The following is a 13435-nucleotide window of genomic DNA, read 5'->3' on the forward strand; positions in this document are numbered from 1 at the left end:
AAGCGCGGTTCAGGCGGCCGAGCGCATGTCCTCCGCGGACTTGCGCTCATACAGACCGCGATAGTCCTTGCTAGACTGGAACCGCTCGGTTTGGCCGATCACCGTCTCGGCGGCGCCCAGCATCAGAAACCCATCGCCCGCAATCGACCGGGCGAGATGGTCGAACACAGTGGAGCGGTGTTCGGCCTGAAGATACATGATCATATTGCGGCACAGGATGGCGTCGAATTCCCCTGTCATCGGCACCGGATCGAGCAAATTGTGCTGGCGGAAACGCACCATCGAGCGGATTTCCTCCTTGGCCACCCAGTCCTCGCCATCCCGGCCGAAATAGCGCAGCATCAGCGAGATCGGCATGCCGCGCTGAATCTCGAACTGCGAATAGCGTCCCTCCCGCGCGCGCTCCACCACAGTCATGGAGATGTCGCTGCCGATGATCTCGATATCCCAGCCCTGCCAGTTGGCGCGGTCCTCGCGCAGCGCCATGGCGATCGAATAGGCCTCCTGCCCCGTGGAGCTGGCGGCAGACCAGATGCGCAGGCGGCGATGGCCTGTACGCGCCTGTCGCAGCGCGGCAAATGCCGGTCCGGTCAGCAGAGACATGGTCGCCTGATCGCGGAAAAAGCTGGTCTCGTTATTCAGCATCGCCTCGACCGCCTGCCGTTCGAGCACGCGGTTGCCGCCCGTCGACAGCGCGGTGACGAGCGCGTTGAGATCCGCCAGGCCATGCACACGCATGATCGGCTTCAGCGCCGTCTCGATCCGCCAATAGCGGTTGGGCGCCAGTTCCTGCCCCGTACGCTTCTCCAGAAGATCGGCGAGAAAGCTGAAAATATGCTCGGGCGGGGCTTCGTTCATGCAGCTGCGCTCCGTTCGTAAATATAAAGACCCATATCGGCAGGCCGCATAATGGCGTCTGCAAGGCCGGATTTTGCAATGTGGCCCGGCATGCCCCAGACGACCGAGCTATCCTCATCCTGGACGATGACCGTGCCGCCGCGGCGCCGTACTTCGCGTGCGCCTTCCAGCCCATCAATACCCATTCCGCTGAGCACGATCGCCACCGCAGCCTCGCCATAAGTCTGCGCAGCCGCGCTGAGCATTGGATCAACGGCAGGCGCGTAATGCGCGGCGAAGTCTCCTTCCACTCGCGTCGCAACCACGGCCGAACCCTGACGGGTGCAGCCCAGATGGCCATCGCCTGGTGCCAGATAGATATGATTTTTCACCAGCGAGGTTCCGGGAGTGCAGACCTGAACGTTGCGCGAAACCCGGCCCGCCAACTGTCCCGCGAAATAGGGAATGAATGTCCTTGGCAGATGCTGGGTAATAAGGATCGGACAATCGATGGTGGCGGGAAGAGCGGAGAGGAATTGCTGGATGCCGACAATCCCGCCGGTCGATGCACCGATCGCGATACAGCCCGGCCTGGGAATTGGTGCGCGCGCCCCCCGATCGGGAGAACATGGTTCGTCGCCGTGCCGGGCAGGCGAAGGGGCCAAGCCGCTTGCGCGCTGTGCGGCGATCGTTTCGATTTTCGCGACGAGATTTTCAGCGAAATGCCCGCCAACGCCGGCTCCGCCCGGCTTTGCCAGCGTATCGCATGCGCCCAAGGACACCGCCTCAATCATGCGCGCGTTATTCTGTTCAACAGTTGAGGAAACGACGATTACCGCCGCGCCATCTGCACGTTGCAGGATCTCGGGCAGTGCATCGAGGCCGCTTCGGCCGGGCATTTCAATATCGAGAAGGACGATATCGACCGTCTCACGGCCCAGAAAGCGTAGCGCCTCATCGACCGAAGAACAGGTGCCTGATACGATGAAATTCGCCTGGCGCATCAGGATACGTTCGAAGATCGAACGGACGACCTGACTGTCGTCGACGATCAGCAGCCTGACCGGTCTGACCTCAGTAGATGGAAAGGTCGCAGGCGCGTTCATCGACGTTCAGACAGCCCCAACCATCTGCAGCTTGCTTTGCAGCATGTCGCGATCGAACGGCTTCATCACGAATTCGTCCGCCCCTGCGGCAATTGCTGCTTCAATCTGGGGAATGCCGTTTTCGGTAGTGCAGAAAATGACCTTGGATTTCTTGCCCTCGCCGCGCAGGGCGCGCAGGAAATCCATGCCGCCCATAACCGGCATGTTCCAGTCCAGCAGTACCACATCGGGCTCGCTACTCTGGCATTGTTCCAGGGCGTCGGCCCCGTCCACCGCCTCGGCAACCTCAAACTCCAGCGATTCGAGAATGTGCCTGGCAACCTTTCGGATTACCTTACTGTCATCGACGACGAGGCAGGTGGGCATACAAATCTCTCCTGAATAACGGAGGCTACTCCGTAACCGGAAGGCGTTAGCGCCGGGTTAAATCAGGCAGCCAATCGGCGCGGCGCTGTGATAAAATTCTCCAGGCGGACAACGAGGAGAGTTCTGTCTTCCATCGTCGCAACGCCGACGGCAAGATCGCTCCAACCGCTGGCAATTCCGCCAGCTTCCCGGATCCAATCGGTCGGGATCGTCACCACATCTTCCACCGCTTCGGCGATGAATCCATACACATGGCCACCGACTTCGGCGACGATCGCGGTTGCGCCTTCCTCAGCCCGGCTGTGCTTACCCGACACCATCCATGTGGGATCGATCAGGGTCACGACACGGCTGCGCAGCGCAAACATGCCGGCAACGCGCCTGGGTGCAGCCGGGATCGGCACGACTTCCCCGACGGAGACGACCGATTCGACTTCCTGAGTGCAGATAGCGACCTGCGTCCCCGCGATATGCGCGACAAGGTAAAGATCCCTCATGCGGCCTGCTCCTTCGCGTCGCGCCGCCGGGCAAGCGCTTCCAATATGGCCTGTCTATCATAGCGGTAGACGCTATCGCCGCCGCGCCGACCCGGCATATCGTGCAGATAGATCGCGCGGTCCGTCCGTCCGGAACGCCCGTCCTCGGCACTGAGCAGTTCGGCAATGGCCGGTCCGCGGTCTTGGGGATCATGGCTGACGCGGTAGCCCGCCGCCTCTATCAAGGGTTTCAGGACCTTTTCCATCCAGCCGCTTTCGTCGCGTTCCAGATAGCAGAGCGGTGCATCGGCCAGGTCCGCATCACCGGCAAAGGCTGCGGCTTCGGCCAGAAACGCATGGGCCTCGATCAATTCGATCTGGCTGCCTTCATGATCGATGACACCTTCGATATTGGCCACCCCGCGTGACGGCAGGACGCGGCCCAGATCGACGATGTCGAGCATGTCCGCCACGGCAATATAGGCGTCCAGTCGCCCGTCGGTCAGGCGAAGGAGCTTGACGGGTTCGGCTTCGGGATCGGGTTCGGTTTGAAGCCCCAGCACGATGCCGTGACGCCCTTTATGCGAAAGTCGCATCGCGCCGCCGCGGTTGCGGACGGCCGCCGCCGGCACCTCCTCCATCCGGTCCAGCACCGAAAGGCGGATCGCCTTCAGTACGCCCGTCAGGCAGCGGAATATCAGCGCGCGCGTCACGGGCGCAGCGGCAGCGCCTTCGGCATTGGCCAAATGTTCCTCGAACCGGTCGGTCACGCCAGCGACCTCCGCGATCCCCGCGGCATCGAGAAGCATGATCGGCCGGCCGCTGTCGGGCAAGGTCAGACCGGCAAAGATGCCGCTACCCATCAGTAGGGGCGGCGCTGGCTTCACCACCAGTTCCTCATGATCCAGCACCGCACCGATGCCCAGTGCATAGCGACGCCCGGCCGCGGGCCGCACCACGATCACCGATTTCACGTCCTCTTCGGCGCAGCCCATTACGCGCGTCAGGCGCACGAAGGGCATGCGAGCTCCGCGGACGGCAGCGGTCTCGGCGCCGCCGCTTTCATCGATCCGTACCTGGCCGCTCTTGACGCTGAGGATTTCCACGACCGCGCTTCGCGGTATGGCAAACAGCATGTTGGCCGCGCGCACGATCAGTCCGGCCATGATGCTGAGCGTAAGCGGCAGACGCAGTTGGACGCGCAGTCCCTGACCCAGCCGGCTGCGAAGTTCGATCGTGCCGCCCATCTGTTCGATTCCATGGCGCACAATATCCATGCCGACGCCGCGGCCGGACAAATCCGTCACCTTGTTCGCGGTCGACAGGCCGGGCGCGAAGATCAGCTCCAGCTTCTGGCGCTGGCTCATCGTCGCCACGTCTTCGGCGGTGGTGACACCGCTGGCGATGGCCTTTGCGGCCAGTTTGGCGGTATCAATGCCGCGCCCGTCATCGATCACTTCGATGACGATCTGATTGCCGGCTTGTTGAGCTGACAAAGCGATCGTCGCGCGCGGCGTCTTGCCAGCCGCGGCGCGTTCCGCCTTGTTCTCGATCCCGTGATCCACCGCGTTGCGCAGGATGTGGGTGAGCGGATCACGGACGAGCTCGATCATCTCGCGGTCGATCTCCACATCGCCGCCTTCCAACTCCAGCACGATGTCCTTATCCAGATCCTGCCCCAGATCGCGCACCAGGCGCGGGAAGCTGGCGAACAGGCGCTCCATCGGCTGCAGGCGAACGAGCCCGATCGAATCGCGCATTTCCGCAATGCTGGAAGAAAGGCGTGAGAACAGCTGGTCGAGCTCCAGACCGGCATCTGTTTCGCGCAGGCGGCGGGCCATTTCGTTTCGGGCGAGCACCATGTCGGACACGCCGCTCATCAGATGATCGAGCAAATCCAGCGACAGGCGAACCGAACGGTTCCGCCCTGCCCCGCCCCGCGCCTCGCTGCGCCGCTCGCGCGGTTCGCTGGCCACATTGCTGGGCTGGGATTTCGGCACCACACCGCTTTCGGGGTCCACCGTGCCGTCGCAAATCATTTTAAGCGCGGTTATCAGCTCGGCATCGTCATCGATCACTGCCTCGTCAGTATCCAGCGCATCGGTAACCGCTGCGATACGATCGACAATGGCGAGCACCGCGGTAACGAACGCGCTGGTCGGCTCCAGCTTCCCTTGCCGAACGGCATCGAGCGCATCCTCCGCCGCATGGCTGAGGCGCGTGAGCCGCGGCAGGTCCAGAAAACCGCAGCTACCCTTAACCGTGTGCACGAAGCGGAAAATACCGTCGAGCGTCTCGCGATCACCCGGGTGTCTTTCCCAGGCAATCAGCTCGCCTTCGATGGCCTGCAGCGTCTCGCGCGTTTCGGCGATAAAGTCGTCGAGAAGTTCTTTCATGGCTCCGCCGGATCGTTTCCCGACCGGCTTAGTCCGCCATGGTTAAGAAGCGCTTAGCTTTCCGATGCGGTTTTTTGCCGACCCTAAGCGGGACGACAAATTCAGGCAGATTTGATGAGCGCGCCCATCAGCAACGGTTCGTCGCGCCCGCCGGCCAGCTGCACCATGCCGCCGCCGCGCGTGGAAAGGCTGCGCACCATGTGCGCCGCCGCCGTCCGCGAATCGATCTGCGCGGGATCGAGCTCCCCGGCCAACGCCTTCTTCACCTGCTCATCCAGCACCAGCTTGGGCCCTTCCGCACGGACCACCATTTCGGTCTCGCCGTCACGGCTTTCCGCGCCCACCGCCAGCGTTCCGCCGCGCACCAGCGCTTCACGCGCGATCAGGATCAGGTTCAGCAGAATTTTGACGGCCGCCTTCGGCAAGGGCGATGCGGGCACATCCCAAACCAGCTTGGTGCGCGCGTCCTCCACCAGCCCGGTCGCGACCGCCTTGGCATCGGACGGATCAACGGTGGGGCCAAAACCGCCCGCCGCACCAAAGGCCAAGCGGAAGAATTTCAGCTTATTCGCCGCCGCAGCCGCGCTCTCGCCGAGCAAATCAATGCACCGTTCACGCATCGCCGGGTCCGTCTCATCAGCCAGCAACTCCAGGCCGTTGTTCATTGCGCCCACCGGGCTCAACAAATCGTGACAGAGGCGTGAACAAAGCAATGCGGCGAGGTCGACATCGGTGTCTGACATGGAGAAGTTCCCGGAAACTAACTGGTCCCGCACATGGCCACTCCCCGTGCGCGAAGCAAGGCCGCGCTTACCGATGGAAAGCTCCTGCTCCCGAAATTCATCGCCTTCGCTCCCCGGCGCCCGGAACAAGGCCATCTGCCCCTGTGCGACGATCAGCCACAGCCTGCCGTCCGGCGGTGCCAATTCCTTGTCCGTGGCAGAAGGTTCGGGGAGACCGTCGGGGTGCGAATGATAATATCCCAGCACCGCGGGGCCGCCCTCACGCGCAGCCCGCTCAGCCGCGATCAAGACGGAGGGGTCGATCTCGAAATGGCGCGCCGGATCGGGCGCGAAATTGGCAGCGGGCCGCGCTTCCTCTATCCAACTATCCGTACCCAGCAGCAGTCCGCAGCATTCATCCGGATGCGCCGCGCGCACATGAGCCAGGATCGCGTAAGCCGCATCGCTTGCCAATCGCACCGTCATCGCGCACCCCCCTGCACCATGTCCGCGGGAAAAAACAGCATTGAAGGGATAGTCCCCGCAGGTCGGCTGGATGCCGCGATCGCCGAGGCTACGCCCGATCTCTCACGAGAGCGGGTGAAGGCACTGATCGCCGAGGGACGCCTCACCATCGACGGCGTAGAAGTGACGAGCGGATCGAGCCGCAAACATGAAGGACGCGTCTTTACGCTGCAGCTGCCACCGCCCGTCGACGTCGATCTGAAGCCGGAGGCCATCCCGCTGGATGTGGTGTTCGAGGACGATCATCTGATCGTAATCGACAAACCCGCAGGGCTGGTGGTCCACCCCGCCCCCGGCCACCCCGGCGGCACCCTGGTGAACGCGCTGCTGCACCACTGCGCCAGCTCCCTCTCGGGCATTGGCGGAGAGCGCCGCCCCGGCGTCGTCCACCGGATCGACAAGGACACATCCGGCCTGATGGTCGCGGCAAAATCGGACCTGGCGCATCGCGGCCTCGCGGCCCTGTTCAAGGCCCATGATATTGACCGGCACTATCTTGCGATCATGGACGGCGTTCCCATGCCGCTTTCCGGGCGGATCGAAGGCGCGGTGGGCCGGGCGAGCGGCGATCGCAAGAAAATGGCGGTGGTGTCGCCCGGTCAGGGCAAGCACGCCGTCACCCATTATGCCGTGCGCGAGGTGCTGGACCAGGCGGCGTTGGTCGATTGCACGTTGGAGACGGGCCGCACCCATCAGGTGCGCGTGCATATGGCGCATATCGGGCACCCGCTAATCGGTGATCCGCTTTACGGGCGGCGGCAAAAGAAAAGCGTGGCGGCCGTCAGGAAAGCCTTTTCCCGGCAGGCCTTGCACGCCGCAGTGCTGGGCTTTACGCATCCCATAACCGCGGAAAAACTGCGGTTCGAAAGCCCGATTCCCGCAGATATGCAGGAACTGTTCAGGGCTCTTCGCGTATAAGAGTATCGAAGTGAAACCGTCTGTTCCGCGGTGCTTGATGAGGCCGCCGGAAAGACACCGAAGGATACGTTACCATGGCCACTACAACGAACAAAAAGGCGGTCGTTCCTGCCCTTGGGGGGGAAAACAGCCTGAATCGCTATCTCAGCGAGATACGCAAATTTCCGATTCTGAAGCCCGAGCAGGAATATATGCTCGCCAAGCGCTATGCCGAACATCAGGACAGTGATGCGGCCGCGCAGCTCGTCACCTCGCATCTGCGGCTCGTCGCCAAAATCGCGATGGGGTACCGCGGCTACGGCCTGCCGGTCAGCGAGCTGATCAGCGAAGGCAATATCGGCCTGATGCAGGGCGTGAAGAAATTCGATGCCGAGCGCGGTTTCCGCCTCGCCACCTATGCGATGTGGTGGATCCGCGCCTCGATCCAGGAATATATCCTGCGGTCCTGGAGCCTCGTGAAGATCGGCACCACAGCCGCTCAGAAAAAGCTCTTCTTCAACCTGCGCCGCATGAAGAACCAGTTGCAGGCGTTCGAGGACGGCGATCTGCGCCCTGAGGATGTCAACAAGATCGCGACCGATCTCGGCGTGACCGAGGACGAGGTTCACTCGATGAACCGCCGCATGGCGATGGGCGGCGATGCCTCGCTCAACACGCCGATGCGCGGGGACGAGGAAGGCTCGGGCCAGTGGCAGGATTGGCTGACCGACGAGACGCCGCTGCAGGACAAGGTCGTCGCCGACGCACAGGAAGCCGATGTACGCCACGACATGCTGCTCGAAGCGATGGAAGGCCTGAACGACCGCGAAAAGCACATCCTGACCGAGCGTCGCCTGACGGAAAACCCGCAGACGCTCGAGCAGCTGAGCCAGGTTTACAATGTCAGCCGCGAACGCGTTCGCCAGATCGAGGTTCGCGCATTTGAAAAGGTGCAGAAGGCAATGCTGCGGATCGCTGGCGAGAAGCGCCTGCTCCCCGCCGCCGCCTGATAAACTTTGATTGGCTAAACGAACCGCCGCGGCCCCACTGGGCCTGCGGCGGTTCTTTTTTATTCTATCCGGCAGGTGCCAGTTCCAGCACTGCCACCACCATTGCCTCGGTGCCCAGCGTCACCGATGGGCGCGGTGCGATCTGGAACAGCGGGGAATGGTGCGACGGCACCGGCGCACCGCCATTCTTCGCCGCTTCGAACACCTCAGGCGGCGTGCCTCCCACCGCGAAATAATATCCCGGCACGCCGGTATCGCGGCCCACGAAATAAGCAAAATCCTCCGCGCCCATGGTGGTCTGCTGGAACGGCATGAAGCCTTCGGTGCCGAAATTCTCCACCATCACCGCATTCAGGCGTTTCGCCAGTTCCGGATCGTTATGCGTCACCGGCGTGCCCTCGATTCGCGTCACCACCGGCAGCTTGTCTTCCGGCAGTCCGTGCGCGCGGCCCACATTCACCGCCACCCGCTCGATCGCATCGAGCAGCTGCGCCCGCGTTTCCTCGTCGTTCGAGCGCACCGTCAGCTGCAGGTCCGCCCGGTCCGAGATGATGTTGTGCTTGGAACCCGCGTGGAAGGAGCCGACCGTTATGACGCCGGGCGAGAGCGGCATGATCTCCCGGCTGACGATCGACTGCAGCGCGGTGACGATCTGGGAAGCGATATACACCGGATCGCGCCCCATATGCGGAGCGGCGCCATGCGCGCCGATGCCCGGCACCATGATGTCGACCGAATCGGAACTGGAATATTGGATGCCTTCGGATGCGGAGAGCACGCCCGTCGGCAGCAGCGAGGTGACGTGGAAGGCCAGCGCGTAATCCGGCTTGCCGAACTTTTCGTACAGCCCGTCTTCCATCATCGCTTCCGCCCCGCCGACGACCTCTTCGGCAGGCTGAACGACGAACATCGCCGTGCCCTTCCATTGGTCCTTCATCGCCGCGAGCCGCCGGGCGGTGCCGACCATCGACGTAATGTGCACATCATGCCCGCAAGCGTGCATCACCGGATATTCCTTGCCGTCCCGTCCGGTCTGCGTCGCGTCGGACGCGTAAGGCAGCCCGGTCTTTTCCTCGACCGGCAGTCCGTCCATGTCCGCGCGAAGCAGGATGAGCGGACCTTCGCCATTCTTCATGATGCCGACCACGCCCGTACGGCCCACGCCCTCGGTAACCTCCGCGCCCGCCGCGCGCAATTCCGCGGCCATGCGCTTGGCCGTGTCCGTCTCCAAGAAAGACAGCTCCGGATTTTCATGAAAGTGCACGAACAACTCTTCCAGATGCGCGTCATAATCCGCCGCAACCGCCTTCGATACGGCAGCATCCTGCGCCGCTGCCGGCATGGTGATCATCGCGGCGCCCGCCAGCGCCAAAGCCTTGATGGTGTTTCGCATGGCCCAAATTCCTCCTGTTACCCTGACCTCAAGAGCCAGCATCGCAGCCGCGCCTGCAAAGGCAAGCCCTTCCGCCAGCGCAATTGAGCGCATCGGGCGTAGCCGCTATCCCCAAACGCTATGGCCATCTTCATCAAGCTCATCGCCTGGATCGCCGGGCTGTTCATCGCCATCAGCCTGCTGCTGGTCGTCCTATACAAGTTCGTGCCGGTGCCGGTAACGGCCACGATGCTGATGGACCCGAACGGCATTACGAAGGATTGGGAGCCACTATCGAACATCTCGCCCAATCTGGTCCGCGCGGCGATCGGCGCGGAGGACGGCAAGTTCTGCAGCCATGACGGCTTCGATACCGAAGCGATCGAACAGGCCATGCGCCGCAACGCCCAGGGCGGGCGCATCCGCGGCGGCTCGACGATCAGCCAGCAGACCGCGAAGAACGTATTCCTGTGGCAGGGCGGCGGCTATTTCCGCAAAGGGCTGGAGGCCTGGTTCACCTTTTTGATCGAGCAGATCTGGGGCAAGCGGCGGATCATGGAGGTTTACCTCAATGTCGCGGAAACCGGCATCGGCACTTATGGCGCCGAGGCCGGCGCGGAGCGCTATTTCGACAAGCCCGCCAGTGAGCTGACGCCCAGCGAAGCAGCCCGCATGGCCGCGGCCCTCCCCTTACCCAAACGCCGCGCCGTCCTCAGCCCCAGCGGCTTCGTGCGCCGTTACGGCAACAGCATTGCCAAGCGCATCGGCGTGGTGAAGCGGGATGGGTTGGACAGCTGCATTTACGAATAAGACCGGGTCGGCCAGCGGAACCCAATAGGGCCAGTGCGCCCGCGCTGTCGAACCTTCAACTCCGCTGCAGCGCTGCAGCTTCAAGCAAGTTTGAGCCGGTGAAGCCTACCCCGGATCAACCATACCTTGCCCCCTGCCCCGCTTCAGAAAATACTTTGCGTCATCGCTCCGACCGATGCCGCAAAGAAAAGGGCGCAGGAGTTACCTCCCGCGCCCTTCTTGTTTTCGTGCTGATCGAAGCGATCAGAAGCCGACGATCATCGACACACTGACGGAGCGCGGCGAACCGATGTTCGCGAAGGTCGAGGTGGTGTTCAGACCACCTGTGACCGAGCCGATGTAAACCTCATCAAACAGGTTGTTGAGGTTCGCCTGGAAGAAGGTGCCGGGCAGGCCCGCATCGGCCAGGCTGTAACGGAAGTCGAGATCGACAACCGTGAAACCGGGCAGTTCAACCGTGTTCGTATCGTCAAGATAGCGACGACCGGTCCGCTTGATCTGCGCACCGAGTTCAACCGGACCGAGGTCCAGCTGAGCGCGGCCACCGGCCAGATAGGACGGGTTCAGACGCTCGACCTTACCCTCGGTGTTGATGAAGGTGTTGGGGCCGGTCTGCACATTCGCACCGATGCTCGAGTCGATATAGGAACCGAACACGTAGAGCGACAGCGGTTTGATTGGACGAACTGCGATGCTTGCGTCCACACCCCACTTCTCGACCTTGCCGAGGTTGGTGGTCACCGTGCTGTCCGCTGCCACGTCATAGGCCGTGGACAGACGGTTCTGGTAGGTGGTGTACCAGGGGAACACGCCAGCCTGAATGATTGGCGTGGTGTAGCGCAGCGCAACGTCGAACGAATCCGAGGTTTCGGCTACCGGGCGATAACCGGGCGCACCAACCGGGAAGTAGATCGAACCGTAGAGATCATCCGTGCCAGGAACGGAGATGTTCTTGGCATAGTTGAAGGCCAGCGTTGCGGCCGAGGTCAGCTCATAGATGAAGCCGGCCTGCGGCAGGAACTTGTCATAGTCATAGTCCCGCGAGGTCGGTGCCAACGCGCCGGTAACACGGCCGGTCGTCGGATTCACCACATAGGGGTTTGCCGCTGCATAAGCTGCTTGGTTGGCCGCCCCGTCCACGCAATCGACGCTGCCGCCTGCATTGGTGGTGAAGCAGAACTGGTTCAGCTCGCGCTTGAAGAACGGCAGGCGTCCGCCAAGCTGAACGGTCAGACGATCCTGCAGGAACTTGCCGACATATTCGCCCGAGATCTGGTTCAGCGTAGCATAGGACTGACGGTTACGCTTCTGCGGCGCAAACCCAAGCGAATCGAACAGCGGATCGTTGATCGGGAAAACGTCATAGGGCTCACCATTGCGGTACAGCAGGCCGGACTTGCCGGTCTGACGATGGTTCGCATAGTCAAAGGTGTAGCTCAAACGAACGCGCTGCGTGTCGCTGAATTCATAAGCAAGGTTGCTGATCGCCACATAACGATAAGTACGCGTCTGGCTAGGCGAAAGAATGCGGACGGTGTCGAGCACGTCGCCGTCACCGTTCAGATCGACACCGCCAAAGTAGTAATTGCCGTTGATGCCGCCGGTCAGGCCGCGCGGGCTGAAACCTTCGATGCCCGAGCTGGTGCCGCCGCCATTCGCTTTGACATACTGGAACGCCGCATCCACGCTGAACGTCAGGCGATCGGTCGGGCGAAGCAGGGTGCTGAAGCGGACGTTGCCGGTGTTCGACGGGTTGTAGCGACGCTCGAATTCACTGCCGCACGACCCGCGGCCATCGGCGACACCCGGGGTAGCCTTCTGAACCGTCGACGGCGCGCAGGGGTAGTTGATCTCGTAGAAGCGGTTGGCCGGCGTCAGCTCAACACTGTTGCGATAAGGCGAACCGTTGAAGTTGTTACGGTTCTGGTTGTAGTTGAACGCGATCGATGCATACTGATCGCCGCCAAGTTCCTGATAGAGACGGCCGTTATACTGCTGCTTGTCGACACCGCCATAGTTGGAGAAGGTCGACTTGTTGTCGGCCTTGGAAGCGGACAGCCACAGCTTCGTGCCGCTGCCGGTGATGTCACCGGTATCGAACATGCCGAACACGCGGGTGTAGTAGCGGTCTTCGGAATTACCGCGGGCGATAATGTTACCGTAGGTTGCGCTGGCCATCGCACCCATCGTGTCGCTGGGCACGCGCGTGCGCAGGTTGATGGTGCCGCCGACTGCCGAAGCGGTCGGGCTGTCGATGTCGGTCGAACCCAGATTGACGTTCACCGAAGAGAGCGTTTCGAGATCGGGCTGCTGGTTGGTGTACAGCGCGTAGTTACCCGAATCGTTCAACGGAATACCATCGAGCGTCTGGGAGATACGGTCCGAGTTGAAGCCGCGGATCGTGAAGTTACCACCCAGCGAACCGAACGGGTCGTTGTTGGTGAAGCTGACGCCAGGGACCAGATTGATGACGTCGTTGATCGCCTGGCCGGGGCGCTGACGCTGGATCAGCTCTTCGGTAAGTTCGATCTTCGCTTTGGGCGTTTCGGGAAGGACGACGCCGGCAACGCCGTCATCGGCGCGCGAGCCGGTGACAACAATGTCTTCAGCGCTGAAGTCCGTCGAGCCGGCGGACTGGGCGTTCGCGGGCGCGGCCAGCGCGATCGCGACGGAGAAGCTTGCCACTCCGGCGGCAAGATAGGTTTTGCAGTTCATGGGGTACCCCTTCGTTCGGTAGATAACCTCGCCGGTCGAGACCGTGACCTGGCCTCGATCCTGCGCGTTGGCGCGGCCTTTGGGGGCAGAATTTGTCAGCTTTGTGAAAAGCGCAGATGACGTTTTGCGACGCACCAGATGCAAAAAAGGAAAGAGCTTGATTCCCCTAGGGAACCAAGCCCTTTTGTAAGGGTTCTACCCGA

The 13435-nt window shown here is 62.2% G+C and carries 11 protein-coding genes and 1 pseudogene; 3 read left to right on the top strand and 9 right to left on the bottom strand.

Annotated features, from left to right (window positions below; genetic code table 11):
- Positions 1 to 9: 9 nt before the first annotated feature.
- The 7 genes and pseudogenes from H7X45_RS05425 to H7X45_RS15175 form a co-directional block, all read right to left on the bottom strand.
- The gene (locus tag H7X45_RS05425) at positions 10 to 858 is read right to left on the bottom strand and encodes a CheR family methyltransferase (protein WP_187336500.1); all 849 of its coding nucleotides are present in this window, start codon (positions 856 to 858) and stop codon (positions 10 to 12) included.
- Entirely contained in the window at positions 855 to 1943 is a 1089-nt protein-coding gene (locus tag H7X45_RS05430; protein WP_187336501.1) for a chemotaxis protein CheB, read from the bottom strand. Before H7X45_RS05430 ends, H7X45_RS05425 begins: the two co-directional genes overlap by 4 nt.
- 6 nt (positions 1944 to 1949) lie before the next feature.
- Positions 1950 to 2309: a response regulator gene (locus tag H7X45_RS05435; RefSeq protein WP_187336502.1), complete on the bottom strand. Its 360-nt coding sequence runs from the start codon at positions 2307 to 2309 to the stop codon at positions 1950 to 1952.
- Positions 2310 to 2371: 62 nt separating this feature from the next.
- On the bottom strand, positions 2372 to 2806 hold the full coding sequence (locus H7X45_RS05440; protein ID WP_187336503.1) for a chemotaxis protein CheW: 435 nt from the start codon (positions 2804 to 2806) through the stop codon (positions 2372 to 2374).
- On the bottom strand, positions 2803 to 5181 hold the full coding sequence (locus H7X45_RS05445; RefSeq protein WP_187336504.1) for a chemotaxis protein CheA: 2379 nt from the start codon (positions 5179 to 5181) through the stop codon (positions 2803 to 2805). The genes H7X45_RS05440 and H7X45_RS05445 overlap by 4 nt, the downstream gene beginning before the upstream one ends.
- Before the next feature lie 101 nt (positions 5182 to 5282).
- Complete coding sequence (locus H7X45_RS15170; protein ID WP_214645534.1) at positions 5283 to 5924, bottom strand: histidine phosphotransferase family protein; 642 nt, start codon at positions 5922 to 5924, stop codon at positions 5283 to 5285.
- A gap of 198 nt (positions 5925 to 6122) precedes the next feature.
- Positions 6123 to 6389, bottom strand: a pseudogene (locus tag H7X45_RS15175) (M67 family metallopeptidase); the annotation flags it as partial.
- A gap of 18 nt (positions 6390 to 6407) precedes the next feature.
- Between H7X45_RS15175 and H7X45_RS05455 the strand changes: the two are divergent.
- Both H7X45_RS05455 and rpoH read left to right on the top strand, forming a co-directional pair.
- Entirely contained in the window at positions 6408 to 7346 is a 939-nt protein-coding gene (locus tag H7X45_RS05455) for an RluA family pseudouridine synthase (protein WP_187336506.1), read from the top strand.
- Between the two features lie 74 nt (positions 7347 to 7420).
- The gene (rpoH, locus tag H7X45_RS05460) at positions 7421 to 8335 is read left to right on the top strand and encodes an RNA polymerase sigma factor RpoH (RefSeq protein ID WP_187336507.1); all 915 of its coding nucleotides are present in this window, start codon (positions 7421 to 7423) and stop codon (positions 8333 to 8335) included.
- A 64-nt stretch (positions 8336 to 8399) separates the two neighbouring features.
- Here the strand turns inward: rpoH and H7X45_RS05465 are convergent, their stop codons facing one another.
- Entirely contained in the window at positions 8400 to 9728 is a 1329-nt protein-coding gene (locus tag H7X45_RS05465) for an amidohydrolase (RefSeq protein ID WP_187336508.1), read from the bottom strand.
- A gap of 120 nt (positions 9729 to 9848) precedes the next feature.
- On the opposite strand from H7X45_RS05465, the gene mtgA reads away from it, so the two are divergent.
- The gene (mtgA, locus tag H7X45_RS05470) at positions 9849 to 10517 is read left to right on the top strand and encodes a monofunctional biosynthetic peptidoglycan transglycosylase (protein WP_187336509.1); all 669 of its coding nucleotides are present in this window, start codon (positions 9849 to 9851) and stop codon (positions 10515 to 10517) included.
- Between the two features lie 243 nt (positions 10518 to 10760).
- Here the strand turns inward: mtgA and H7X45_RS05475 are convergent, their stop codons facing one another.
- Positions 10761 to 13232, bottom strand: coding sequence for a TonB-dependent receptor (locus H7X45_RS05475; RefSeq protein WP_187336510.1), 2472 nt, complete (start codon positions 13230 to 13232; stop codon positions 10761 to 10763).
- Positions 13233 to 13435: the final 203 nt, after the last annotated feature.

Source organism: Novosphingopyxis iocasae (genome assembly GCF_014334095.1).
GTDB classification, from domain to species: Bacteria; Pseudomonadota; Alphaproteobacteria; order Sphingomonadales; family Sphingomonadaceae; genus Novosphingopyxis; species Novosphingopyxis iocasae.

What these genes read in the sequence shown, in the direction of transcription:
- H7X45_RS05435 (WP_187336502.1), bottom strand. Translation starts at nt 2,309, where the DNA reads ATGCCCACCTGCCTCGTCGTCGATGACAGTAAGGTAATCCGAAAGGTT.
- H7X45_RS05430 (WP_187336501.1), bottom strand. Translation starts at nt 1,943, where the DNA reads ATGAACGCGCCTGCGACCTTTCCATCTACTGAGGTCAGACCGGTCAGG.
- H7X45_RS05425 (WP_187336500.1), bottom strand. Translation starts at nt 858, where the DNA reads ATGAACGAAGCCCCGCCCGAGCATATTTTCAGCTTTCTCGCCGATCTT.
- H7X45_RS05475 (WP_187336510.1), bottom strand. Translation starts at nt 13,232, where the DNA reads ATGAACTGCAAAACCTATCTTGCCGCCGGAGTGGCAAGCTTCTCCGTC.
- H7X45_RS15170 (WP_214645534.1), bottom strand. Translation starts at nt 5,924, where the DNA reads ATGTCAGACACCGATGTCGACCTCGCCGCATTGCTTTGTTCACGCCTC.
- mtgA (WP_187336509.1), top strand. Translation starts at nt 9,849, where the DNA reads ATGGCCATCTTCATCAAGCTCATCGCCTGGATCGCCGGGCTGTTCATC.
- H7X45_RS05465 (WP_187336508.1), bottom strand. Translation starts at nt 9,728, where the DNA reads ATGCGAAACACCATCAAGGCTTTGGCGCTGGCGGGCGCCGCGATGATC.
- H7X45_RS05455 (WP_187336506.1), top strand. Translation starts at nt 6,408, where the DNA reads ATGTCCGCGGGAAAAAACAGCATTGAAGGGATAGTCCCCGCAGGTCGG.
- H7X45_RS05445 (WP_187336504.1), bottom strand. Translation starts at nt 5,181, where the DNA reads ATGAAAGAACTTCTCGACGACTTTATCGCCGAAACGCGCGAGACGCTG.
- rpoH (WP_187336507.1), top strand. Translation starts at nt 7,421, where the DNA reads ATGGCCACTACAACGAACAAAAAGGCGGTCGTTCCTGCCCTTGGGGGG.
- H7X45_RS05440 (WP_187336503.1), bottom strand. Translation starts at nt 2,806, where the DNA reads ATGAGGGATCTTTACCTTGTCGCGCATATCGCGGGGACGCAGGTCGCT.